Here is a 22,562-nt window from a genome sequence, read left to right on the forward strand (position 1 = left end):
AAGAATACTTCTTTTACATAAGTATAAAAAAATTGGAAGTCATGTTGGGTAGGTGAGATTCCATCTCACTTCACCCCAACATTTGACATAGAACCGTTTTTTTATGGCTCCTCATTTCCTTTTCTTTCCTTTCGTTATGGCTCGTCCCGCAAAACGCCACACATAAGTATGAATTTTCTTCCAACAGCAAGATCGGGCCCAATCGGGTCCGTATTTTTTCTTAGTCCCCAAGCCATACTACCGATAAGCGGATGGATGTCCGCGCTATTGGGAGGTGAATATTCATTGCGCAACAAAGCAAAACACTTTCCATATGAAAACAAAAATCAGTTGGATTTAAACCCCCGTGCTAAAGCAATATATGCTTCAAAGCGGGCGGACGGAACGATCAATACGACCCCGCAAGCAAGAATGAGGGAGTCCGGAGCAAGGGATGAAAGTCGAAACGATTAGGGGTGTTTTATTTGCGAAAAAAAGACCTTACTCATTTAAACCGAAATCTGACACCTTTCAACAGAGGCTGGTATAGGCCGAAACATAGTGATTCCCAAGTGAACGGCGAAACTGAACAAACACAGCAGATGATCATCACCGAAAAAGATGCCGTCAAAAGATACAAAAGATAAATAAATGAGCACAGCGGACTACGCTGTGCCCTTTACTTCAACAAAGATATTGGCAGGGCTTCTTCTTTGCCGGATCCTCCCAAACGATACCCCCATGCAAATACACCGTTCAAATAGTCAATTTTAAAATAGCTTCCGGGATCGCCGTCTATGCCATATATAGTGCCTGGTTTAAAGTCGGCTGGGTCCAATAAGTACGCTTTTGCCATCACCGCTTTGCGTTCCAAAACGGCAAATTGGTTCACCATCCCCATTTGCTCCGCTTTACGAGCTTCTTCCTTCACTTTCGCTATTTCGGCTTTCAGCTCAGCTTCTGTCATTTGGCTATATCTTTTTTCATTCTCCATTTTCGGCATCCTCCGCATCTTTTTCTACATAACGGATAATCAAATCCATTGCAAACCCTTTCCGATACAAAGCCTGTTTCATTCTTTGTTTATATTCGTAACCAGAAAATTTGCTGAATCTCCTTTTCGCTTTGTCGCCTTCTCTTACGATCGCTTCCCACTCTTCATCTTCATCTTTTTCAATAGCAATCTTATTCATGGCTTCGTTGATGATCTCAAAAGGAAAACCTTTGGTTGACAATGCATACTCCACTTTTTGCTTTCGCATTCGTTCAGACAGTTTATGGTGTTGTTTGGCGAATTTATTGCCCAATACAATCGCGTTTGCTATTTGCTGGTCTCGTGTATATTCCTCCATTGCCGCTTCGAGCACGGGTTCTTTGATCCCTTTTTTTAACAGTTCTTGTTGGATGACAGCAGGCCCTTTTCTCCCCATGTTCATGGCCGTCCGTACATAAGCTTTGGCAAATTCCAGATCATCCGTCAATTTTTCCTGTCTTAATTGATGTAAAACGGCATCAATAATCGAATCATCCCAATCCTTTTTCTTAAGGTGGCTCCGTATTTCCTGTTCCGACCGCATGCGAAAAGACAAAAAGCGCAAAGCCACATGAAAAGCTTTTCTGATTTCATCTGCGTGTTGAATTTGTGTGATCTCCAAGTCCGTTATCTGCTTTCCTTTTTTTAACTGAAAACGAATTAGTACATCTTCATCGACGCTGAAAGCATACTGTTCGTCGAGGAAAATATTGTACCGCGCCCCTTTTTGCTTTTGGGTAGAGATTTTAGTAATAATGGGCATATTTTTTCACCCTCGTTCCATAAGCTATATGTATTTTAACATAAAGTGAAACTTCCATCAGCGAAAGACTTTTTATTGGCAGTCTCCGCCAGTGGCATTTTTCGCGCTGACATTGCTGTCAAAGCTTCCCTTGTCTCAACCCGTACATTCTGCACATCGAAAAGACTTCGGGGCATGTGGTGTGTCGCTGCGGAAGTTTTCCTTTTTATTGATCTGACCTAACCGGGCTTTTACTGGCAATTGTTCTTTTAAGTTTGAGGTCGAATCTAGCTGCCCATTCAAGTGGATAAATATCCATATCTATTTTTGTATGAAGCCAATGAATGAAGGCAAAAATGATTACCAAATGACTGGAGGTGCAGGGGCATTGAAAAAAGGCAAAGAGTTCAAATCGAAAAATAAACTTTCTGCGACCCAGGAAGTCCTTTATCAACGAGAATTTAAACGAGCCGACCGGGCTGGCGGATATGTTGAAAAAGAACGAAAATAATGAATGAAAACCGGTGAAAAAGCGGCGGCTACACATAATATAAAGGCGGGCCAAACCTGCAAATAACGAAAGGGGAGTTCATGATGGGACGTGCACATAACCAAAACCAGCGGGACAAAAACAAGCAAAAACTTCCGCAGGTGCCGAAAAATGAAAAAAGTGACGGGCAGGATATCGAATTCTCGCAAGAATTAGCCGATCACGAGGATATAGAAGCCCAATTGAGATCCAAGGCAGCAGACAAACGTGCCCGAAAAAAGCGGACATGATATTGATTTTTAAGGAAAGGGTCTGTCTTTAACGGGTTCGGTTGCTGGGGAGAAAACAATAAAAAACATATTAATTAGAGACACAATTCGCATATGAATTGGCGTCTCTTTTTTTATTGATATACCAAAGTTTATCTCGAATTTTCTTTCATCATCTTTACGCTAAATTGTTATTAAGTCGGACACCAGTCACAAGAACTTGTGAAATTTTAGGAATTGGACGAGGAACTTACTACGATAAGTTGGAATGGCTATATCGAAGATGTTGGAATTTCTAGAAAAACACGAGACTAAACCTTGGAGCCGAAAGATGTTGCGTCATTAATAATAAATGTTTATGACAACGCTACAAACGCCTTTATTCAACAGATTCGAAGAAGGCTATCTATTTTGGAAAGACCATTGACCACCGCCCGTGGCGATGGAAAAAGTTATATCTATTCAAATTTCAATCCAAAGTATGCACAGATGGCAATCACTATCCTTCGAACGTATTACAATTTTTGTTTCCCTTTTACATCAAACGGAACAAGGGAGACTCCCGCGCAACGATTGGGTATAACAGATAGAACTTTTGATTTGAAAGAAATAATCTATCCAAGATAGATCGCTAATAATTAGCGATGTTTTTTTGAAATAATACCTTGTATTATTAGGTATTATATTTTATAGTATGGTTAGGAGGCGGTGTATTTGGAAATTAACAAAGAGGTTTTAAAAGGGCATATTGATACGATCATTCTCTCCTTGTTAAGGGATGAGGATATGTACGGATATGAAATTGCCAAGTTTGTTCGAGAAAAGAGCGAAGAACAATTCGAATTGAAAGAAGGAACACTTTATTTATCATTAAAGCGCCTAGAGAAAAACATGTGGATAGAGTCCTATTGGGGAGATGAGCAAGGACCAGGAGGAAGGCGGAAATATTATCGATTAACTCCATCGGGTGAAGAAGGATTAGAACAAAAGCGCAAAGAATGGGAATTTGTTAAAAATATGATTGATTCGTTTCTTGAAAGGGGAGAAAATAATTGAAACAAGTTGAAGAGTACGTTAACAAGGTTTATCGGAATGCGAAAGGCAACAAAGATGAAATCCAAGATTTAAAAAGTGAAATGAAAAGTCATTTACTCGAATCCGTTCACGAATTAATATCCGAGGGAAAAACGGAAGAGGAAGCTGTTGAAATCGCCATTGAACGATTTGGTAAAGAGAATGAACTCCGATCACTGATAAATCAGGTATTTCAAACACAAAAAACATTTGGAAAAAGGCTATTAAATGCTGGATTAGGTATTTTTGCTCTTTCATTAATCATCTTTATTATTACAATAATCCCAATCAATGATATTCACAAAGAACAAACTGCTATTGTTAACGATATCCTTGAAATTATTCCGACAGATGGGCAGTTGTCTGAAGCGAATAAAATTGAGATAGAAGAAATTTTGGAGGGTGCGAAATTTTCTGTTGGGACGGCGGTAGTTAAAAACTACTCAAATGGAGATGAGGTCATATATGAATACACAACGTACGATAACCCTCTTATGAGTAAATTATACAGCTCATATTACTTTGGTTCGGGATCGCATGGTGTATTTATTGAATCAAAGGATTATTCATTTTTAGGATTATTGGTGTTGTTAGTCGGTGGAACAACCTTTGTGCTGTTTGCTATGTTATGGGCAATAATTAAAGCATACAATAAACAAAAAACTAAAATACTTAACTAAACACGTTAAATATGGATATTAATATATCATTAATTGGTAAGTTTAACCAATTACACAAAATTTTTTACATTCTCAAACGCTCGGATTTTCTCTGAGCGTTTTTGCTTGCTATTTAATATGCTGATTCATTGCTGAATTCCATGCTAATAAGTTTGCGAATTCTTGTTATTAGCATTTTTCTCCTCAACAACCGAACCCGTTAGTCTGCCTTTCCTTACTTTTTTTCAATGCTTCTCCATAAATATAAAGAGGCGTAGCTCAAATATGGTTCCCAGTTTTTTATATAACCATCAATCTCATCCGGGCTTGGCTTACGCTCGAGCTGAAACAGCTTTTGCAAAGCCTTTTGCAGCCCTATATCCGCTTTTGGAAAAAGATTATTCCTCCCCAATCCAAATAATAGAAAGCTTTGGGCTGTCCAAGGCCCTACTCCCCTTAACTTGATCAGCTCAGCAATCACTTCCTGATCGGGCAATTGTTTTACATGCTCCAAATTTACATCACCATTGGTGATTTTCCTTGAAATATCGATCAGATATTCTGCTTTACGCAGGCTCATCCTCAGCTTGCGAAGATCATCCACTTTCAGCGCAGCAACTGTTTCCGGCAAGGGGAAAAACGGCACGCCGTCTACTTCAAGGCCGTATGTTTTAACAAATTGCTCGGTTAAAGAAATCGCCAATTTCATATGAATTTGCTGGTGAATGATAGAGCGCATAATGGAAGCATAGAGAGAAAACTCCAGAACAATTGGTGTACCCCGATGTTCAGAAAAGATATCGCTAAGAACTGTATCGGAAAAATACTGATGAATTTCATCAAGCGGCTTATTCCATTGAAAAACTCTCATCACTTCGGCAATGATTTTTTCTTTAGTATTGATGTTTTTTCCTCTCAATTTAAATACAGGTTTTTCGGTTGATCCTATCGCCTGAACATCAACCACTTCCGCATATGGCTCATAAATCGGGACCCGTATAAGCCTTTTTTCACTAGCAATCATATGGAGAGGATCCATGGCAAGCCTGTCCAACGCCAAATCAAAATTGTACGGCCCCTCAATCTGAACACGCTCTTCCCACATATAGCCCCCTCCTTTTGTTTGCTTTATTATATCTTAAAAAAGAAAAAGCAGCTTCTTTAGCCGCTTTAACCTTCATCATTATATAATTTTCCTCATCATGAATGATTTACACTAGTTTCAGGCTTGTACATTCCACCAAGCTGTTCCTTCTCTTCATTTTGAAAACCGACAGATTCCAATCATCCATTTCTGCCTAGTTGTTAAAGTCCTTTGTCTTTCTTCCTTCGACACGCTGGGATTCCACCTTTAAAGCGCTTTTCGTTTTCTCAGTTCATCATTGGATAATAAATTTATAAAGCGCCTGACATAAAGACTAATAAGAATTTATTGAAAGACCTACTGGGAAATCAATGGATTCTTTATTTTTTCATGTGCGATATAGTCATCCAGGCTTTTAAACGTATAACCCCTCTTTTTCAGATCGCCAATGACTTTTTCCAAAGCGTCGGCGTTATCCTTGGAGACTGTATGAAGAAGGATCACCGCACCTGGATGGACTTGCGACATGATGTTATCGTATGCATATTTCCATCCTCTTTGCTGATCCGTTTGCCAATCTTTGAATGCCAATGACCACAAGACATGGTAATAGCCTGCTTCCTTGGCAATTTTTAGGGTTCTTTCGCTTAAAATTCCCCTTGGCGGCCTAAGATACTGCATTTCAGTCTGTCCGGTCAAAGCAGCTGTTTTTTCTTTCACCATTTCCAGCTCTTCTTTTATTTTGTCATCACTTACCTGTGTTAAATCGGGATGGCTCCAAGAATGATTCCCAATGATATGTCCTTCCTTTACCATCCGTTTGGCCAGGTCAGGAGCGCTATCTAAATAATGGCCGGTAACAAAAAAAGTTGCCGGAACTTTTTCTTTTTTTAATACATCCAAGATTTTACCGGTGTAGCCATTTTCATATCCATTATCAAACGTCATATATAACACTTTTTTATCTGGGCTTCCTTTATAAAAAGCGTCATATTTATTCAGCAATTGTTCATATTCCTGTCCGGCATCAGCCTGCTTTTCTCCGCTTCCCTTTTTAAACCCCCAATGAATGGGCGTATTGGATACTGCATTCACCTCGTGTCCATAAAGAAAGAAGAGAAAAAAAAGTGGCAGCCACATCGCCAAGCGTTTCATTCACACACCGCCTTTCAATCTTTTTCTTATATTTTTTCCATTGCAGGGATTTTATCCATGCCATACCTTTCCAAATGCTGTAGTTCATGGCGGAGGCGGCAAGGACAGAGCATCTTGACAAGATGTTGATAGCAAAAAAGAGAGGCTTCTGCCCCTCCTATTCCCTCGTTTCAAATGAAAAGCTTAAATGATCCTGAATCGGAATCCAGGCGCCGATTTCTTGTGTCGTCACATTTTTTACGACTATTTTTTGTTTCGTACCTTTTAATAATAAGTATACTTCGCCATAAGTCAGCTTTCCTTTTTCGCTTACTGCAGGTGCATATGCATATAAATACCCTACGCGAGTGGGCGGAATGTTGTAAACATGCGTATGTTTCGTTCCGGCACCGATGAGTGTTTCAAATGAAAGCGGCAAATTCACTTTTTCACGCGCTTTTTCCTGCATCATTTTTTGAACGTCTTCGGGGTGGGTCACTTTGGATGTCAAACCGCCCTTGATTGTTTTTTGGGATTCCTGTACATAATGAATTTGATAATTGCCTGTTCCGCCCCGGTTATCATAAAAATTTGTATTGATTTTCTGATATTTCCAGTTCGGGTCCGTCTCTTCCGATTCATAGTTCAATGCCCATTCTCCCAGAAAAATAGTGGCCCTTGCTCCGAAAGAAAGAGGAGACTTTGTAACAGCCGATTCATTCAATATACGAATCAGATTGGGATTTTCAATTTTCACTTTGGAATTCTCCAGCAATTCTTTCGTAAACTTGCTCGGCGCCAAACGAGGAAGCTCGCTGGAAGGGTTTGAAATGGTATTTTCTTTTCCTATATTCACTACGGATGAAGGGATTTCAAAGGTTGCTTCTTTACGCAATTCAGGCTCCTTTGCAGCCGTTGCCGTAATAGGGCCCATTGCCAGGACAAAGGTTAAAAGCAAGAACATAATTTCATGATGCCGTTTCATGGTGTTTTTACTCCTTTCATCTTAAAAGCGGCGTTATGTTGATGCGTTTATTTTTTCCTAATTGCCCCGGATTATCCACCCCTACAGCAAATAAAATCCAATACCCATAATTAAGTATGCCGCAAGCATCGTTAATCCTTCAAACCAGTTCGATTCCCCGTCGTTTGCAATAACGATCGTCAGCAATACGGCAGTGGCCATTGAAACAAGCTCGGGTACTGTAAATACGAGCGGCATCTCTTGTTTAAAAAACAATGAGATCAAGACAAGAACAGGTGCTACAAACATGGCAATTTGCAATGTAGAGCCAATCGCAATCTCTACGGCTATATCCAATTTATTCTTGTAAGCCATAATAATGGCCGAGGCATGTTCGGCTGCATTACCGACAATGGCCACAATGATGACCCCGATAAATAACTCGGACCAGCCAAACTGTTCGCCCACAGCCTCAAATGTATGAACAAGCCGCTCAGACACATACGCAACGGCCAACGTTGCCAGCGCCAAAATGAGCATCGCCTTTCCTTTTGACCATTCAGGAATTTCTTCCTCATGAGCCGCCTCTTTTTCCTCCCTTGTCATATACACCCCACGGTGTGTAACAAGCTTGAAGAAAAGCGCAAACATATAAAGGATGATCATGATAATGGATATGCCAATGCTTAACGTCATTTTTTCCCCGGGGGTCATCTTTAACGTAAATAATTCCGGAATCATAAAGGCAACGATCACGGCAAACATGAGTAAGCCCGCGTTATGTCTTGCGTCGTACACATTAAACATTTGCCTTTTAAACTTCAACCCGCCTACGAAAAAAGACAATCCTCCAACTAAGAGCAAGTTTCCGATGACCGAGCCTGTCAAGGAAGCAAGGACAACATTAATAAGTCCTGCCTTTAATGCGAAAATGGAAATGATTAATTCAACAGCGTTTCCAAACGTCGCATTTAAAAGCCCGCCAATCCGGGGTCCTGCCACAATAGCCAAGCTTTCCGTTGCTCGCCCCATCACGCCCGCCAAGGCGACGATCGTCAGGCAATATACGCCGAACATTGCCGTCCCTGGCCATTGCAAAAATGAGCCGATAATAGAAAGCGGAAGCCCTATAGCAATGACAATTAAAATGATTTTATTGACCATCCACTGATCATCCTCCTTCAACTTTAACTATCGATGATTTCGTAAGTTTTACATACTTCGATGGAATCAATCATAGATTGAACCATTGCACAATTTTTTGTTGTCAGTTCTAAGGCTTTTGCTATTTTTTCATCACTCAAATGAGAGCCTTTGATTTTAAAATGCAGGGAAACTTTTTCAATCCGATTGGCTATTTTCGGATTTCTTTCCGCATCGGCAATAATTCGAATATCGTCAACCTTTAAACGCATCTTTGTCAATATGGTGCGCAATATTCCCCCGCTGCATACAGCAAGTGAAGAAATTAACAGTTGATACGGCCGAAAACCATTTTCCTCATTCCCCGAAATATCAAGCCTTCCGTAGGGCAATTCAATGTGAAAACCTTCCGTCTTCATTTTAAATTCCATTTTTTTCTTCCCCTTTCCAAAATAAAACAAACATGATTTGAAAGCATTATACCAACTGGCAGTTGGCTTCAAAAGACATTCATCTGTAAGAGGCGCTTCTCTACTCTCTTACCGAATCCGTAAATGAAGCTTGAAGAGCATGGCGTTTCAGCTGGCATTGCTTCCTTTTCCCTAGCGAATTGTCAATGTGAGCTTTTCTCTCCTTCACGATGTGAAACCGGAAAAATTCTCCATCAACCTTGTCATTTCCAGATTGAAACTTCATGAATAAACAAACGGGAAGTCCGATTGCAGTAAAACAATCAAAACTTCCCATGTCAAAAAACAGCTTGTTGTTATCAAGTTTACTCACGATTTTTAGTATCCGTCTCCTTACTTTGCGAGTTCCGCGTTGCCTGCTTGTCAAGCGGCTCTTTAATGAATTCGATTTTCCTTTTTTTCTGTAAAAAAAGAGTTGATCTCCCCGCCGACCATAATAATGATGGATGAAAAATAAAACCATAACATCAAAATGATAATACCGGTTATGCTCCCGTAAGTCGCTGTATAATTTCCAAATGTTGAAACATAATACGAAAATCCGAGTGATACGACGATCCAGCCAACCGTTGCAAAAACAGCTCCTGGCACTGCTGATAGATACTTGATCTTGACATTGGGCGCCAGATAGTACACTGCCAGAAAAACGACAAATAATATGATGGGACTAAGTGTCCAGCGAATAATTCCCCAAACTTTTAAAAAGTGCTCCGACAGGCCGAGAAAAGAAAACATAAACAGACCGATTTGTTTACCAAAAACAGGAAGAAGCAATGCCAAAATAAATACAAAGATCATGGCAATTGTCAAAACGACCGACAATCCCCGTGCAATAAAGAAGGAGCGTTTTTCCTCGACCCCATGTGCCCGATTTAAAGATTTCATCAAGGCATTCATTCCTTTGGAGGCTGACCAAATCGTAGCAATAAAGCCGATGGAAAGAAGCCCGCCGCTTCTATTAGCCATAACATCCGTCAATGTATCGTACATGAACGTATATGTCTCTTCTGGCGCAAAATCTTTTATCAGGTTAAAAATGTCTTGTTGCGTTACCGGCGTATAAGGTAAAAGAGTAAACAGAAAAATTAACATGGGGAATAAGGACAGCAGGAAAAAGTAGGCCAACTGGGCTGCAAGCCCTGTGACATCATTATGATGAATCTTTTCCATTAATACATTTACAAATCTGATGATTTTCTTGCGATTATTTCTGGCTTTCACTTTATCCATACCGGACACCTCTCCCGACCACTTTATCTGCCTTTTGTTTACCTTTTTGGAGAAACTATAAAACATTTTACCAGATCCCGAATGAACTTGACATTCTATTGATCTTTTTGCAGAATGAGAGCATATGAGTTTAACAGATAAAAAAGGAGGTTGCGTATGAAAGCGCCTACATTCACAGACAAAATTTCTAAAATTCTGGAGACAATCAGTGGTTTTGTATGGGGATTGCCCCTTCTCGTACTCATTTTGGGAACAGGGATTTTTCTCACTTTTCGGATCGGATTTTTGCAGCTCCGGCTCCTTCCCTATTCTTTAAAGCTTGCTTTTAGCTTCAAGCAAGATAAATCTTCAAAAGGAGACATATCCCATTTCCAGGCTTTAATGACTGCTTTAGCAGCAACAGTCGGTACAGGAAATATTGTTGGTGTTGCAACGGCGGTCACTCTTGGAGGTCCGGGAGCAGTTTTATGGATGTGGCTTTCCGCCCTTTTCGGTATGGCAACTAAATATGCAGAAGCGGTTCTTGCCGTAAAATATCGGATTGTTGATACAAATGGAGAAATGTCGGGCGGTCCCATGTATTATTTAGAGCGCGGCCTGAAACAAAAATGGCTCGGGGTTTTGTTTGCCATTTTTGGCGCTATTGCCGCATTTGGTATAGGGAACCTTGTCCAGTCAAATGCTGTTTCCAATATCGTTAAAACAACTTTTGGAATTAACGAATGGGTTACCGGAATCATCCTTGTGATTTTTGCCGGCCTTTCCATTATTGGAGGAATCAAAAGTATTGGAAAAGTCACAGCACTTTTTGTCCCTTTTATGGCCTTGTTTTATGTTATGAGCGGACTGGCAGTATTATTTATGAATCTTGATTTAATTCCTACCGCTGTTTCCGTTATTGTTTCAGATGCTTTTTCAGGACAAGCCGTTGCCGGGGGCGCAATTGGAGCCGTTATTCGCTACGGTGTGGCCCGTGGTGTATTTTCTAATGAAGCAGGCCTTGGTTCTGCACCCATTGCAGCCGCAGCAGCCAAAACGGATATGCCGGGCCGACAGGCGCTCGTGTCAATGACACAAGTTTTCATTGATACGATTGTCATCTGTTCAATCACCGGAATAACCATTGTCATGGCAGGTTTGTATAAGGATGGTTCAATAGCTGCCGGAGACTTGACTTCAGCATCCTTTGAAACTTTCCTGGGCCCTGCCGGATCGATCATAATTGCTCTTGGGCTTCTATTCTTCGCCTCTTCAACCATTTTGGGTTGGTCGTATTACGGTGAAAAATGTTTTTCTTACCTGTTTACTGCCAAAGCAATTATTTACTATAGAATCGTATTTGTAAGTGCCATCTTTATTGGAGCAGTCACCACCCTTGATATCGTCTGGACGTTTGCCGACATTATGAACGGCCTCATGGCGATTCCCAACTTAATTGGCTTGCTGGGTCTTTCGGGTGTAGTTGTTTATGAAACAAAGAGAATCATTAATACGATCAAGGAAGAAAAACAACAACTGAAAAGAAATTCGGCTTGATTCAATCCCTGTCTTAATATGGAGATCATATTCATAATCTAGTTGACAATCCTTTAAGAGAATGGAATCATTGGATTATCATAATTCAAATCAGGGAGATGACATCGGTGGATTTATCGAAAAACAAGCCGCAAAACATTGAATACATGCTCAACCAAATTACAGAAAAACTTCGCATGGTGAATACGAGTGCGGTAAAAGCAGAGGCGATCAATGAAGAGTTATACGAAGAACTTTGCGAAATCTATGAAATGGTCATGAAAAAAGAACACTTCACTCCAAACGAAATGGAAGCTATCGCCGAAGAGTTGGGAAGACTGCGAAAATAACGCCTTTCTCATCTGCTATTCCTTCCTCAGACGAAACACACCCAAAAGCACGTGCAGCTTTTGGGTGTTTCATTTAATAAAAATCCGGTCTCCGGTCATCGAAAACGGGAATTCTTCCACGAATTTCATCAATTAGTCCAAGATCTACGTTCCCTGTCAGCAGCTCCTCGCCCTCACCGCCCTCGGAAATGACTGTTCCCCAAGGGTCGATGATCATAGAATGCCCCGCAAATATGTTATGAGGGTCGCGGCCAACCCGGTTGCACGCAACGATATAGCTTTGGTTTTCGATGGCGCGTGCCTTTAATAATGTTTGCCAATGATCCAACCTTGGAAGCGGCCATTCGGCAACAACAAACAAGACCTTTGCTCCGTTCAAAACAGGTTTGCGCAGCCATTCCGGAAACCTGATATCATAACATATAAAGCTCCCTGCTTCCTCTCCATCAACCGTAAATCTTGCTTCATCCTCGCCCGCAATAAGATACTTATGTTCATCCATCAATCGGAACAAATGAAGCTTGCTATATTCATGAAGCATTCTTCCATTTTTATCGACAATATACATTGTGTTTTTTACGCCATCTGCTGTTTGTTTCGCAACCGATCCACCTACAATATGAAAGCGATGTTTGACCGCCTGTTCCTTTAAAAATTGGAGCGCGTCTTCACCTTCATAATGGGCAATTTCGTCCAATCTTGTCAAATCATAACCAGTAGTCCACAACTCCGGAAGCACTACGAGCGTGCACTCTTGTTCAGCAGCTTTTTCAAACCATTGTTCAGCCCTTTTGTAATTTTCTTTCGGATCGCCAAATGCAATATCCATTTGGATAAGGCCCACTTTCCACTTCATGAACTGTTCTCCTCCTGTTCATTCTTGCCTGTTCTTTACAAACATACCATTAAGGGGTAACATTTTGAACTATATAGATAAAAAAATAGAATTATCTTAAAAAAGGTGATGGAATGCTTACATTTGAACAATCTCAATTACTGAAACATTTACCGACGCAATTTTTTGCTTCACTTGTGGAGAAGGTTAATCACATTAAAGCCGAAGGACATGACGTCATTAATCTTGGCCAGGGCAATCCAGACAAGCCGACGCCTGTCAACATTGTGGAGCGTTTAAAATCGGCTGCCGACAATCCGAATAATCATCGATATCCGCCATTTAGAGGCAAAAGGAATTTAAAACAGGCTGCCGCGGATTTTTATAAGAAAGAATACGGTGTTGACCTTGACCCCGAAAAACATATCGCCATATTGTTTGGAGGAAAGGCCGGACTGGTAGAATTGCCGCAATGTCTGTTAAATCCCGGGGATGTCATGCTTGTGCCCGACCCCGGTTATCCCGACTATTGGTCTGGAGCCGCGCTTGCCAATGCTAAAATGGAAATGATGCCCCTTATGGAAGAAAATGATTTTCTTCCTTCCTATGACCTTATACATAAAGAAATTGCTGATAAAGCGAAGTTAATGATATTAAATTATCCCAACAATCCGACCGGCGCAGTTGCTGATATCGGCTTTTTCGAAAGAACGGTAGAATTTGCGGCCAACCACCATATTTGTGTCTGTCATGATTTTGCATACGGCGGGATCGGCTTTGATGGAAAAAAACCAGTCAGTTTCCTGCAAGCAGCGGGTGCAAAAGACATTGGCGTCGAGATCTACACGTTATCGAAAACATTTAATATGGCGGGATGGAGAATCGCTTTTGCCGCGGGAAATCCATCTGTTATCGAAGCGATCAATCTACTGCAGGATCACTTGTATGTAAGCCTGTTTGGCGCCATACAAGATGCGGCAGAAGAAGCCCTTTCCAATACGGCCGAAGCCGCAAAGCAAATCAATGATATGTACGAACTTAGAAGAAATGTTTTCATTTCAAGCCTTCATGAAATTGGATGGCATGTCGATGCACCGAAAGGTTCCTTTTTCGCATGGCTAAAAGTTCCTTCCGGATATACCTCAGAGTCATTCGCGGACCTCTTACTTGAAAAGGCCCACGTAGCTGTAGCACCCGGAATCGGCTTCGGCCAATATGGAGAAGGTTATGTCAGAGTGGGGCTCCTTACATCTGAAGAACGTCTTCAGGAAGCGGCAGCACGTATACGTAAGCTTGGAATATTTTAACTCCTACTCATCGAAAATGTACATTTACATTAGTTGCATACTCAAGCTATGATAGCGATTTTTTTAACACAATAGGGGCCGGGACATAAATTGAAAGCTGATTCTATTCGTAAAAATCGTGAGAAGAAAACCGCGTGAAATCAAGGTTTTTAAACTTGATTCCATGCGGTTTGTTTCATGTTTACAGGGTTTTGTCCAAGCCCCTTGCTATTTCGTATTTGCTTATAGTGAATACAAGAGAAAACGGCACCTAAATGCCCGATTGGTTCAACTAACATTCAGTAGGAGCCCTACTGAATGAAGTTTCACTTTATCGTTCTTTTTTTAATCAGCTGATTTTGTTGTGTCACTGGCTCAAGTAGAATGCCGGCATTAACTGCGTCTGCTTATTGCGTTTCTTCGGTATATGGTTGAATGAGCACTTCCACTCTGCGGTTCTTTTCTCTGCCTTCCGCTGTATTATTATCAGCGATTGGTTGAAATTCCCCAAAGCCTTTGGCGCTGAATAGCTGTGGGTCCAAGTTTTCGTTTTCCAGAAGGACTTTCATAAAATTGACCGCCCGCATAACGCTCAATTCCCAGTTTGATTGAAAATTCGAGTTTTTGATCGGAACATTGTCGGTATGGCCGCTAATGATGACGCTTCGCGGCACCTCCATTTCAAGCAGCTTTGCCAACTCTCTACCCGTGTTCTTATCTTCTTCCCGTACGGTATCGCTCCCTGACTGAAACAGTACGCTGTCATTAATTCTAATAAGGAGCCCCTCTGCAGTGAGTGAAGTCGAGAATTTATCTTCGTAACCATTTTTTTGAATAAAGCTTTCCACTTTTTCCCGGATGGCTTCCAGTATTTCCAATTCTTTCTCCATCTCTTGGATAGCCTTTTCAGCGGCTTCCTTTTCTGCTTTATTATAGGCGTCCCAATCGGATGGGACATCCGCACTTTGTTCGCTGTCTTCAACCGGCTGTTGAAACTCGACCGGACCCGTCCCGTTCATGAAGATACCGCTAAACACTTGGGACAAGTGGCTAAACCGTTGGGCATCAACGGAACTAATCGCAAATAACACGATGAACAAGGCAAGGAGCAACGTTAATAAGTCGGCATATGGCAGTAGCCAAGCCTCACTCATATGCTCTTCGTCTTTTCTTCTTTTTTTACGCCTCGACATTTTGGGCCACTTCACTTTCATTTTCTACAAATAAACCTTTTCGTTCTGAAGCTGGAAGATGTGATGAAAGCTTTTGTTCAATGATGCGCGGCGCTTCACCTTCTAATATGGATAGAATGCCCTCAACCATCATTTCCTTCAATTTGATTTCTTCATGCGTTTTTCTCTTTAACTTATTGGCGAATGGGTGCCATAACACATAACCGGTAAAAATCCCGAGTAAAGTGGCGACAAACGCACCTGAAATGGCAATTCCAAGTTCATCGGTATTTTCCATATTGCCCAATGCGGCAATTAATCCGATAACAGCTCCTAGAACCCCCAGTGTAGGTGCATACGTACCCGCTTGGGAAAAAATAGCAGCGCCGGCTGCATGCCGTTCTTCCATAGCATCAATTTCATCCGAAAGGACATCACGAATATAGTCGGCATTTTGTCCATCAACGGCCAAAATGAGTCCTTGTTTTAAAAACGGGTCATCAATCTCGTCCAATCTCGATTCTAGCGCCAGAAGCCCTTCCCTTCTGGCTAATTGGGCCATATCGGAAAACAAAAGAATAAGATCTTTTGGCTTTGGCATATTTTGCTCTTTGAAAATAATTCCGAAAAGCTTGGGTATCCTTTTGATTTCCGAAGAAGGGAAAGCGATAATCACGCTTGCAGCCGTTCCCACCAAGATGACGAGGATGGCAGCCGGATTAATCAACGCTGCTATATCTACTCCTTTTAATATCATGCCTGCCCCAATTGCAATAAATCCAAGGACGACCCCAGTCAATGATGTTTTATCCATTTATTTGCTTCACCCTCAATAATTGTCTTATCCTTTATATCGGACGGTGAAATCAGATGTTAAGTACAAAAATCTAAACGGTTCCTTTATTGGTTAAGTTTTCCATTAAAGGAGCAAGCTGGTTAATTCCATCAATTCCTTTAATATCAGAGGACTGCATCGGAATATATATCTTATTGAAACTGGAAAATTTTTCTTCTATTTCTTTTACATATATTTTTTCTTGCTCTCTTCTCTTTTCCAAAAATGTTCCATCCGCTTCTTCGGGCAATACCCGGTTAATAATGATTCCTCCAACTTTTATATGGTACTTTTCTAAAATGCCCATCGCCTTTTCAGTTTCCAATATCGGGAGGCGTTCCGGATTTAATACGAAATAAAAAGTCGTTTTTTCCGAGTCCAGCAATAATTTTTTTACCATGGAAAAACGGTGCTTCCTTCTTTGCAACAAATAATACACTTGATCAGCCGGCTCTTCTTCCCGAACGCCGGCTATATTGTTTAACATGCGGTTCATTTCCTGAGACTTCTTTCGTTGGGCGAGCATGCCTTCCATCCACACTTCCATCAAATCAGGCAGCGAAAGGAGTCTAAGCGTGTGGCCTGTCGGAGCAGTATCAAAAACGATATGATCAAAGTTTCCCTCGGCATCCAATATAATTGTTACGAGCTCATCAAATAAAGCAGCCTCATCTGCGCCGGGTGAAGCTTTTGCAAAATCAACCTGTCTCTCTACCTCTTTCCACATTTCGGGTGCGGTTAATTTTTCCAAATTGCCCTTCACTTCGTTGATATAACGGTTACTGGCACGTTCGCTGTCCAACTCCATGACGGATAAGCCCGGAGCAATTTGCTGCTCGGAACCGGCATCCACTTCTAGTAAATCCCCCAAAGAATGAGCGGGGTCAGTGGAGACGAGGAGTGTCTTATGCCCTTTTTTGGCCAAAGAAAAAGCAAAGAGGGCGGAGCAGGTTGTTTTACCTACTCCACCTTTACCCCCAAAAAAGGATATGTTCAATTGTCTTTCGTTTTGTTTCTCATTGCGATTGTCTTCTTGCCGGCTATCCCCATTCCTGTTCCTTAACCATCTTAACAACAGCGAAAACCTTCCAGTGGGGATTTTTCCATCCCCATTCTTGTATGCCATTTATGGAAGTCTTCCAGCATAAACGGCATTAGTTCAAGCGTGTAAAAAGAAGCGGGATTGGGTAGGCCGAGCATTTCCGACATAACAAGCAGCTTAAACATATCGTCTCTCCGCTGAATTTCTCGCTGCATCGTTTGACGATATGGAACATAGTACATTTCACGATAGAAATGTTTGATTTCCTTTAAAACACTTTTTAGTTTTTCGACATGTATGTTCATGATTTGACCTCTTTTACGTGTATTATTTGGAAAGCGGAGGAGCGGGTGGAATCCTTGACTGCATTTCCCTTTTTACCGCTGCAAGTCCTTCAAGGATCAGCCAGATATTCAAAGCAAGAATAATCGTTCCAACTATTACGAGCAATGTATTTCCGGCTTGAATATAATTGGCAATGTTAATGACCATGCTGACTGTGGTAGCTGTAACAACAACGATGAGCGGAATGAGCGAGTAAATATAATTTCTTCCCATGCGCCATAACAAAATGGTCAAAATAAGCAGCGACAATCCGGCAGTCAACTGGTTTGTCGTACCAAATAGCGGCCAAAGAACCATTCCACCAGCCCCTGGGTTGGAAGGATCGGCAAGAAACGCGAGCGCAACACAGCTTAAAAAGGCCACGACAGTACTCACATTGGCATTCTTTAACGGTTGAACGTTATATTGCTCACCAATTTCCGATAAAATAAAACGCTGCAATCTCATGGAAGTATCAAGTGTCGTTGCGGCAAATGCCACAATCATGATGGAGATGAATGTCGTTCCAATCACTGGTGAAATTCCCAAACTGGAGAGAAAGTGGCCTGCACCAGTTACAAATGCCGCTGTTCCCCCGGCGCTGGCCGCAGCCCAAGATTCATAATGCTGGCTCCATGCGTCAAAAGTGGCAAACCCGGCGGCCGTCGCCATGATCGCAGCAAGTGCAAGCATCCCCTCTCCCACTGCGCCAAAATATCCGACAAAACGGGCATCCGTCTCTTTATCAAGCTGTTTGGATGACGTTCCCGAACTCACCAGTCCGTGGAATCCGGAAATCGCACCGCAAGCAATTGTCACAAATAATAAGGGTAAAATCGGCGGAGTGCCTGCCGGAACATCCGTATTAAAGAATGGGGCTACAAAATCCGGGCGTGTCACGAACAAGCCCAAGTAAATGATAATCAACCCCAAGAACAGCATGTGTGAGTTGATATAATCACGCGGCTGAAGCAACAGCCATACTGGCAGCCTTGAAGCAACCGCACCATAAATCAGCATAATGATGACCCACCATGCGCCAGGTGACATTCCGAACATCGCCTCCGGCAAAGGGAGGGGAACATTGGCCCCGATTAAAATAAATACAAACAACAAAATAAGTCCGATAATGGAAGGCCAAAGCAACTTCGTTCCCCGTTTGTATACTAGAAAACCTATGGTGATCGCTACGGGGATTTGCAGCCAATATGGCAGAACACTTTCGGGAAATGCAGTAAACAAGTTGGCGATCGTGACAGCGAAAACGGCATTCACCATAAGGAGCAAAAAGAAAATAACCAATAAAAACAAACCTTTTGCCCGTGTTCCGATCACCGAGTTTGTAATGACCCCAACAGATTTTCCTTTGTTTCTAACAGAAGCCCACAACGTCCCAAAGTCGTGAAGCCCGGCAAAGAAAATCGTGCCTAGCGTCACCCATATAAGGGCAGGCCCCCAGCCCCAAATCATGGCAATTGCAGGCCCGACAATTGGGGCGGCACCAGCGACTGAACTAAAATGATGTCCCCAAAGAACAAAACGGTTCGTGGGAACATGATCCACCCCGTCTTTAAACTCATGGGCAGGTGTCACAAAATTCGGATCGAGCCGAAAAATCCTTTCCGACAAAAACTTCGAATAATAACGGTACCCCAAATAAAAGAGAATGAGAACTGCTATCGTCGTTATTGTAGGACTCACTTTCTCCCCTCCTATTTAAAATATTCTGAAAAGATATTATATAACAATAATAGACTTTTTTCAAGCATGTCTCACTTTAACATGCTGTTTCTATACGCTCTCTAAAACCATTGAGTAAAGACGTATTCTTGAAAAAAGCCAGCCTTGACTAAAGGGCAACCTGATTTTAAAGAAAAAACGTTCATAAAGAAAAAACAGCCGGTCCGCAAACAGGCTGGTTAGTCTCCAAAAAACTTCTTTTCTATTTTGTGTTCATACTTTTTGAAAACGGATGAGTTTGTTTTTATACGCTTTTTCGCTAGGAGGCTGTTATAATTCAATAATTTTTCGTTTAACTTTTTCCGTAGTTGTTCTATCTCCAACTCATCTTCGGAACGGCGGATAAGATCCTCGATTGTCATTAACTCTTTTTTAACGTCCATCTCATCCGGTGAAAAGCCGGCATTTTTCATAACGCGGTACGCCATTCTCAATTCTTTGGGAATGCCCTCCAAATTTTCCTCCGGAAGAGGCTTTCCAAAGCCGGGAAGCTCGTCAAATTCACCTTCCTCATATGCCTTGCGAATTTTTTCTTCCGAAATGTTGGTGAACTTGTCCAAAATACAGCCTCCTTTCCCTTCTTATCGTACGAATGATATACCCTTTTTATCCGTTTTTCTTTCGAAGAATACATCACTGCTGGCAAAGCTTTCATCGAAATGATCAAAGCCCCATTGATCATTCCGCAAACAGACTATATCCAACCACTGAAAATATCCAAATCCTCGAAAGAAAGTCACGCTTTTTTCTTTTTGAGACGACGATTGCAAATCCTTCGTTGTAAGATAATAATAACATTAGAAAGCAAGCTCGTACTATTGGCATGTTCAGTGAAGGTTGCCCGCCCCGCATGAAATGGTTCATGCCGACGTTAGCATCTTAGTCTGCGAATCCCATCCCCACTGCCGAGAACAAAAAAGCAAAGCCAGAAAACGTCCTGTTGGACAATTCAGGTAGCCATGCTCGAAAAAGATTACGCTTTTTCTTCGAGTTGCCGCCGAAGCTTTCCTTGTCCTGTCGTTTCGCTTTTAACTGTACTTCCTGTACGTCTTAGAGCCTTTGTAATTGACATCCTTTAGAAAAACACGCGATGTGTCGCTGTCTTTTTCTTGTCCTGCCGGCCCGAACGATCGTGTTTTACTGGCAGTTGACCCCCAAAAAATACTTTTCTATTTTACGATAACTGCCAGTTCATGCGAGACAAATTTATCATTATAAAGAAGGTGTGTTTATGGATAAAAAACAGATTGTTTTCTTAACAGGTGCTGCCCGGGGCATTGGATACGAAGTTGGAAAAGTTTTTGCCGAAAATGGCGCAACAGTTATTCTATCAGATCTTCATGAAGATCACGCTAAAATGGCCGCAACTAAATTGAAAGAGCAAGGGCTGAATGTATTCGGGATCTCTTGTAATGTCAGCAATGAGGAAGATATTGAACAGGCACTAAAAAATACGGTTGATGAATTCGGCAGACTTGACGTTTTAATGAATAATGCCGGGCTTCAGCATGTTTCGTTTATTGAAGACTTCCCAACGGAAAAATTTGAGCAAATGTTGAAAGTGATGGTAACCGGACCCTTTATTGCGATGAAACATGCTCTTCCGGTTATGAAAAAACAGAAGTTTGGCCGCATTATCAATATGTCTTCCATCAACGGTCTAGTCGGCTTCTCGGGAAAAGCGGCATATAACAGTGCAAAACACGGCGTGATCGGTCTGACAAAAGTGGCAGCCCTCGAAGCGGCCGAGTATGGAGTTACAGTCAATGCACTTTGCCCTGGATATATCGATACACCCTTGGTTCGAAATCAACTGAGTGATTTGGCAAAAACGAGAAATATCCCTGTAAACAAAGTACTGGAAGAAGTCATATACCCTCTTGTCCCACAGAAAAGACTGCTGGATGTTTCTGAAATCGCGGAATACGCTTTATTTTTGGCGAGCGACGCTGCCAAAGGAATTACCGGCCAAGCGATCGTGATAGATGGAGGATATACCGTCCAGTAAAATGAAAATGGGCATAAATAATATGTGTCGTGCTGCTTTTTCCTCTTGCCGTCTTTGCATTTTTATTATATAATATCCAAATCGTAATCATTACGATTTACGATGTGACAATCTTTATCCACAGTTATCACCAGAAAGGAAGATTCGTATTTTGAGGGTGAAAATATTTTCTGTAACGGCATTCTTATTGTTCGTATTATTTTTATCCGGTTGCAACGGCGAAGCGGCAGATGATCAAAAGGAACAAAATACTGTAACGGTTTATACAACCATTTATCCCATTGAAGATTTCACAAAAAAAATTGGTGGAGAACATGTCAATGTTAAAAGTGTCTACCCGGTGGGCGCAGATGCCCATACGTTTGAACCGACAATGAAAACGATGATGAAAGTGGCCGATTCCGACTTGTTTATTTACAATGGGGCTGGCCTCGAAGCATTTGTCGATAAATTGAAAAGTTCTTTGAAGGATGAACATGTGACAACCGTTGAAGCAACTAAAGGCATTCCATTCATCGACGGTGGACATGAACATTCGGAAGACCACGAGAATCATGAGAAAACAGACCATCATACAGATCCGCATGTTTGGCTCGATCCTACTCACGCGATCACAATGGCCGAAAACATAAAAAGCGCGCTTATAGAAAAAAAGCCGGACGCAAAAGCCGATTTCGAACAAAACTACGAACAGTTGGCAAATCAATTAAAAGAGATTGATATAGAACTGAAGCAAACAGTGGAGTCGGCGGACCGTAATGTAATATTGGTTTCCCACGCTTCCTACGGCTATTGGGAGCACCGCTATGGAATAAAGCAAATCACGATTACCGGTTTAAGCCCTGAGCATGAACCATCCCAAAAGGAGCTGCAATCCATTATTGAAGAGGTAAACAAACAGGGAATTCCGTTTATTATTTACGATCAAAATCCACTGACAAGAGTAACGGAAACCATACAAAAAGAAACCGGGACAACGCCGCTCACTTTGCACAATCTTGAATACATCACAACTGAAGACGCCAAAAACAACGAAGATTACTTCTCCATCATGAAAAAAAATATTTCCAATTTGCAAAAAGCATTGTCGGAATAACAACTAGCGACGGCCTAATGGCAGATTGACATTTTGTAAGAGAGATACGAAAGTACAGGTTAGCTTTCCACGCATCGTAAGAAATGTA

26 protein-coding genes and 1 pseudogene are annotated in these 22,562 nt (G+C 41.6%); 12 read left to right on the top strand and 15 right to left on the bottom strand.

What is annotated here, in order from left to right; all coding sequences use genetic code 11:
- Positions 1 to 285: 285 nt before the first annotated feature.
- Positions 286 to 453: a small, acid-soluble spore protein K gene (sspK, locus tag JOC94_RS19400; protein ID WP_077109547.1), complete on the top strand. Its 168-nt coding sequence runs from the start codon at positions 286 to 288 to the stop codon at positions 451 to 453.
- A gap of 47 nt (positions 454 to 500) precedes the next feature.
- Positions 501 to 626, top strand: a complete 126-nt coding sequence (locus JOC94_RS19405) for a YpzG family protein (RefSeq protein WP_171973778.1) — start codon at positions 501 to 503, stop codon at positions 624 to 626.
- A gap of 32 nt (positions 627 to 658) precedes the next feature.
- Here the strand turns inward: JOC94_RS19405 and JOC94_RS19410 are convergent, their stop codons facing one another.
- On the bottom strand, positions 659 to 973 hold the full coding sequence (locus tag JOC94_RS19410) for a YfhH family protein (protein ID WP_139345527.1): 315 nt from the start codon (positions 971 to 973) through the stop codon (positions 659 to 661).
- Complete coding sequence (recX, locus tag JOC94_RS19415) at positions 963 to 1,775, bottom strand: recombination regulator RecX (RefSeq protein ID WP_077109545.1); 813 nt, start codon at positions 1,773 to 1,775, stop codon at positions 963 to 965. The genes JOC94_RS19410 and recX overlap by 11 nt, the downstream gene beginning before the upstream one ends.
- Positions 1,776 to 2,121: 346 nt before the next feature.
- Between recX and JOC94_RS19420 the strand changes: the two genes are divergently transcribed.
- The 5 genes and pseudogenes from JOC94_RS19420 to JOC94_RS19435 all read left to right on the top strand — a co-directional run bounded on the left by JOC94_RS19420 (position 2,122) and on the right by JOC94_RS19435 (position 4,267).
- A complete protein-coding gene (locus JOC94_RS19420) occupies positions 2,122 to 2,265 on the top strand; it encodes a YfhE family protein (RefSeq protein ID WP_139345533.1) in 144 nt (47 codons plus the stop codon).
- Positions 2,266 to 2,348: 83 nt separating this feature from the next.
- Entirely contained in the window at positions 2,349 to 2,534 is a 186-nt protein-coding gene (locus tag JOC94_RS19425; protein WP_077109544.1) for a YfhD family protein, read from the top strand.
- 297 nt (positions 2,535 to 2,831) lie between these two features.
- A pseudogene (locus tag JOC94_RS23015) lies at positions 2,832 to 3,140 on the top strand (insertion element protein); the annotation flags it as partial.
- Positions 3,141 to 3,227: 87 nt separating this feature from the next.
- A complete protein-coding gene (locus tag JOC94_RS19430; RefSeq protein ID WP_077109543.1) occupies positions 3,228 to 3,569 on the top strand; it encodes a PadR family transcriptional regulator in 342 nt (113 codons plus the stop codon).
- A complete protein-coding gene (locus tag JOC94_RS19435) occupies positions 3,566 to 4,267 on the top strand; it encodes a permease prefix domain 1-containing protein (RefSeq protein ID WP_139345526.1) in 702 nt (233 codons plus the stop codon). Before JOC94_RS19430 ends, JOC94_RS19435 begins: the two co-directional genes overlap by 4 nt.
- Positions 4,268 to 4,481: 214 nt before the next feature.
- Here the strand turns inward: JOC94_RS19435 and JOC94_RS19440 are convergent, their stop codons facing one another.
- The 6 genes from JOC94_RS19440 to JOC94_RS19465 form a co-directional block, all read right to left on the bottom strand.
- Complete coding sequence (locus JOC94_RS19440; protein WP_077109541.1) at positions 4,482 to 5,351, bottom strand: DNA-3-methyladenine glycosylase family protein; 870 nt, start codon at positions 5,349 to 5,351, stop codon at positions 4,482 to 4,484.
- A 336-nt stretch (positions 5,352 to 5,687) separates the two neighbouring features.
- On the bottom strand, positions 5,688 to 6,485 hold the full coding sequence (gene pdaA, locus JOC94_RS19445) for a delta-lactam-biosynthetic de-N-acetylase (protein WP_077109540.1): 798 nt from the start codon (positions 6,483 to 6,485) through the stop codon (positions 5,688 to 5,690).
- A gap of 157 nt (positions 6,486 to 6,642) precedes the next feature.
- Positions 6,643 to 7,449: a YfkD famly protein gene (locus tag JOC94_RS19450; RefSeq protein ID WP_077109539.1), complete on the bottom strand. Its 807-nt coding sequence runs from the start codon at positions 7,447 to 7,449 to the stop codon at positions 6,643 to 6,645.
- Between the two features lie 81 nt (positions 7,450 to 7,530).
- On the bottom strand, positions 7,531 to 8,592 hold the full coding sequence (cax, locus tag JOC94_RS19455; protein WP_077109538.1) for a calcium/proton exchanger: 1,062 nt from the start codon (positions 8,590 to 8,592) through the stop codon (positions 7,531 to 7,533).
- 23 nt (positions 8,593 to 8,615) lie between these two features.
- On the bottom strand, positions 8,616 to 9,002 hold the full coding sequence (locus JOC94_RS19460; RefSeq protein ID WP_077109537.1) for an OsmC family protein: 387 nt from the start codon (positions 9,000 to 9,002) through the stop codon (positions 8,616 to 8,618).
- Positions 9,003 to 9,416: 414 nt separating this feature from the next.
- A complete protein-coding gene (locus JOC94_RS19465; protein ID WP_171973776.1) occupies positions 9,417 to 10,271 on the bottom strand; it encodes a YihY/virulence factor BrkB family protein in 855 nt (284 codons plus the stop codon).
- Between the two features lie 156 nt (positions 10,272 to 10,427).
- Here JOC94_RS19465 and JOC94_RS19470 point away from each other — a divergent pair, with 156 nt between their 5' ends.
- Positions 10,428 to 11,807 (top strand): alanine/glycine:cation symporter family protein, encoded by a 1,380-nt coding sequence (locus tag JOC94_RS19470; RefSeq protein WP_077109535.1) that lies wholly within the window; start codon positions 10,428 to 10,430, stop codon positions 11,805 to 11,807.
- 107 nt (positions 11,808 to 11,914) lie between these two features.
- On the top strand, positions 11,915 to 12,136 hold the full coding sequence (locus JOC94_RS19475) for a DUF1128 domain-containing protein (protein ID WP_077109534.1): 222 nt from the start codon (positions 11,915 to 11,917) through the stop codon (positions 12,134 to 12,136).
- Positions 12,137 to 12,209: 73 nt separating this feature from the next.
- On the opposite strand, the gene JOC94_RS19480 is transcribed toward JOC94_RS19475, so the two are convergent.
- Entirely contained in the window at positions 12,210 to 12,992 is a 783-nt protein-coding gene (locus JOC94_RS19480; RefSeq protein ID WP_077109533.1) for a carbon-nitrogen family hydrolase, read from the bottom strand.
- Positions 12,993 to 13,105: 113 nt separating this feature from the next.
- Between JOC94_RS19480 and JOC94_RS19485 the strand changes: the two genes are divergently transcribed.
- The gene (locus JOC94_RS19485) at positions 13,106 to 14,278 is read left to right on the top strand and encodes a pyridoxal phosphate-dependent aminotransferase (RefSeq protein WP_077109532.1); all 1,173 of its coding nucleotides are present in this window, start codon (positions 13,106 to 13,108) and stop codon (positions 14,276 to 14,278) included.
- Positions 14,279 to 14,664: 386 nt separating this feature from the next.
- On the opposite strand, the gene motB is transcribed toward JOC94_RS19485, so the two are convergent.
- The 6 genes from motB to JOC94_RS19515 all read right to left on the bottom strand — a co-directional run bounded on the left by motB (position 14,665) and on the right by JOC94_RS19515 (position 19,930).
- Positions 14,665 to 15,450: a flagellar motor protein MotB gene (gene motB / locus JOC94_RS19490; RefSeq protein ID WP_077109531.1), complete on the bottom strand. Its 786-nt coding sequence runs from the start codon at positions 15,448 to 15,450 to the stop codon at positions 14,665 to 14,667.
- A complete protein-coding gene (gene motA, locus JOC94_RS19495) occupies positions 15,437 to 16,243 on the bottom strand; it encodes a flagellar motor stator protein MotA (RefSeq protein WP_077109530.1) in 807 nt (268 codons plus the stop codon). The genes motB and motA overlap by 14 nt, the downstream gene beginning before the upstream one ends.
- A gap of 73 nt (positions 16,244 to 16,316) precedes the next feature.
- The gene (locus JOC94_RS19500) at positions 16,317 to 17,339 is read right to left on the bottom strand and encodes an ArsA family ATPase (RefSeq protein WP_236017160.1); all 1,023 of its coding nucleotides are present in this window, start codon (positions 17,337 to 17,339) and stop codon (positions 16,317 to 16,319) included.
- Positions 17,333 to 17,611, bottom strand: a complete 279-nt coding sequence (locus JOC94_RS19505) for a cory-CC-star protein (RefSeq protein WP_077109529.1) — start codon at positions 17,609 to 17,611, stop codon at positions 17,333 to 17,335. The genes JOC94_RS19500 and JOC94_RS19505 overlap by 7 nt, the downstream gene beginning before the upstream one ends.
- Before the next feature lie 22 nt (positions 17,612 to 17,633).
- Positions 17,634 to 19,331: a carbon starvation CstA family protein gene (locus JOC94_RS19510; RefSeq protein ID WP_205180110.1), complete on the bottom strand. Its 1,698-nt coding sequence runs from the start codon at positions 19,329 to 19,331 to the stop codon at positions 17,634 to 17,636.
- Between the two features lie 218 nt (positions 19,332 to 19,549).
- Positions 19,550 to 19,930 (bottom strand): DnaJ family domain-containing protein, encoded by a 381-nt coding sequence (locus JOC94_RS19515; protein WP_077109528.1) that lies wholly within the window; start codon positions 19,928 to 19,930, stop codon positions 19,550 to 19,552.
- Between the two features lie 671 nt (positions 19,931 to 20,601).
- Between JOC94_RS19515 and JOC94_RS19520 the strand changes: the two genes are divergently transcribed.
- The gene (locus tag JOC94_RS19520) at positions 20,602 to 21,378 is read left to right on the top strand and encodes a 3-hydroxybutyrate dehydrogenase (RefSeq protein ID WP_077109527.1); all 777 of its coding nucleotides are present in this window, start codon (positions 20,602 to 20,604) and stop codon (positions 21,376 to 21,378) included.
- Positions 21,379 to 21,535: 157 nt separating this feature from the next.
- Positions 21,536 to 22,474: a metal ABC transporter solute-binding protein, Zn/Mn family gene (locus JOC94_RS19525; protein ID WP_253191836.1), complete on the top strand. Its 939-nt coding sequence runs from the start codon at positions 21,536 to 21,538 to the stop codon at positions 22,472 to 22,474.
- Positions 22,475 to 22,562 lie beyond the last annotated feature (88 nt).

This window comes from Siminovitchia thermophila, assembly GCF_016909185.1.
Lineage (GTDB): Bacteria > Bacillota > Bacilli > Bacillales > Bacillaceae_C > Siminovitchia > Siminovitchia thermophila.

What these genes read in the sequence shown, in the direction of transcription:
- JOC94_RS19520 (WP_077109527.1), top strand. Translation starts at nt 20,602, where the DNA reads ATGGATAAAAAACAGATTGTTTTCTTAACAGGTGCTGCCCGGGGCATT.
- JOC94_RS19480 (WP_077109533.1), bottom strand. Translation starts at nt 12,992, where the DNA reads ATGAAGTGGAAAGTGGGCCTTATCCAAATGGATATTGCATTTGGCGAT.
- JOC94_RS19440 (WP_077109541.1), bottom strand. Translation starts at nt 5,351, where the DNA reads ATGTGGGAAGAGCGTGTTCAGATTGAGGGGCCGTACAATTTTGATTTG.
- motB (WP_077109531.1), bottom strand. Translation starts at nt 15,450, where the DNA reads ATGTCGAGGCGTAAAAAAAGAAGAAAAGACGAAGAGCATATGAGTGAG.
- JOC94_RS19460 (WP_077109537.1), bottom strand. Translation starts at nt 9,002, where the DNA reads ATGGAATTTAAAATGAAGACGGAAGGTTTTCACATTGAATTGCCCTAC.
- pdaA (WP_077109540.1), bottom strand. Translation starts at nt 6,485, where the DNA reads ATGAAACGCTTGGCGATGTGGCTGCCACTTTTTTTTCTCTTCTTTCTT.
- JOC94_RS19450 (WP_077109539.1), bottom strand. Translation starts at nt 7,449, where the DNA reads ATGAAACGGCATCATGAAATTATGTTCTTGCTTTTAACCTTTGTCCTG.
- JOC94_RS19425 (WP_077109544.1), top strand. Translation starts at nt 2,349, where the DNA reads ATGGGACGTGCACATAACCAAAACCAGCGGGACAAAAACAAGCAAAAA.
- JOC94_RS19505 (WP_077109529.1), bottom strand. Translation starts at nt 17,611, where the DNA reads ATGAACATACATGTCGAAAAACTAAAAAGTGTTTTAAAGGAAATCAAA.
- JOC94_RS19470 (WP_077109535.1), top strand. Translation starts at nt 10,428, where the DNA reads ATGAAAGCGCCTACATTCACAGACAAAATTTCTAAAATTCTGGAGACA.
- JOC94_RS19465 (WP_171973776.1), bottom strand. Translation starts at nt 10,271, where the DNA reads ATGGATAAAGTGAAAGCCAGAAATAATCGCAAGAAAATCATCAGATTT.
- JOC94_RS19410 (WP_139345527.1), bottom strand. Translation starts at nt 973, where the DNA reads ATGGAGAATGAAAAAAGATATAGCCAAATGACAGAAGCTGAGCTGAAA.
- JOC94_RS19485 (WP_077109532.1), top strand. Translation starts at nt 13,106, where the DNA reads ATGCTTACATTTGAACAATCTCAATTACTGAAACATTTACCGACGCAA.
- JOC94_RS19420 (WP_139345533.1), top strand. Translation starts at nt 2,122, where the DNA reads ATGACTGGAGGTGCAGGGGCATTGAAAAAAGGCAAAGAGTTCAAATCG.
- recX (WP_077109545.1), bottom strand. Translation starts at nt 1,775, where the DNA reads ATGCCCATTATTACTAAAATCTCTACCCAAAAGCAAAAAGGGGCGCGG.
- cax (WP_077109538.1), bottom strand. Translation starts at nt 8,592, where the DNA reads ATGGTCAATAAAATCATTTTAATTGTCATTGCTATAGGGCTTCCGCTT.
- motA (WP_077109530.1), bottom strand. Translation starts at nt 16,243, where the DNA reads ATGGATAAAACATCATTGACTGGGGTCGTCCTTGGATTTATTGCAATT.